Annotated in this window: 1 pseudogene; it reads right to left on the bottom strand. The window is 40.2% G+C overall.

What is annotated here, in order from left to right:
- Positions 1–8: 8 nt before the first annotated feature.
- Positions 9–408: pseudogene (locus CWB66_RS22015) on the bottom strand (signal recognition particle protein); the annotation flags it as partial.

The raw sequence follows: 408 nt of genomic DNA, 5'->3' as shown, positions 1-408 counted from the left end.
GTTTAATTCACACCGGTTTCTGGCAATGCTTCGTCAAACTGCTTCGCGGTGTTTGCAGCATCTTGACCTGTCATTGCATCAACAACGAATAAAGTCTCGATTGGATTAATTGCACCATGAAGCGCTTTGATTTCATCCATCATGTCATTATCAACATGCAAGCGACCTGCAGTATCAACTAATACCACATCAATAAATTTCTTTTTCGCGTGAGAAATAGCAGCTTGTGCTATATCAACTGGCTTTTGTGAAATGTCACTTGGGAAAAATTCTACATCTACTTCTGTTGCTAATGTTTCTAACTGCTTAATTGCCGCAGGACGGTATACATCGGCACTCACTACCAGCACAGATTTTTTCTTGCGCTCTTTTAAAAACTTAGCCAGTTTACCCACACTGGTTGTTTTA

This window comes from Pseudoalteromonas sp. S558, assembly GCF_005886635.1.
GTDB lineage: Bacteria > Pseudomonadota > Gammaproteobacteria > Enterobacterales > Alteromonadaceae > Pseudoalteromonas > Pseudoalteromonas aliena.
Note: the sequence above shows the minus strand (reverse complement) of the source record. Positions and strands in the feature narration are given on the sequence as shown.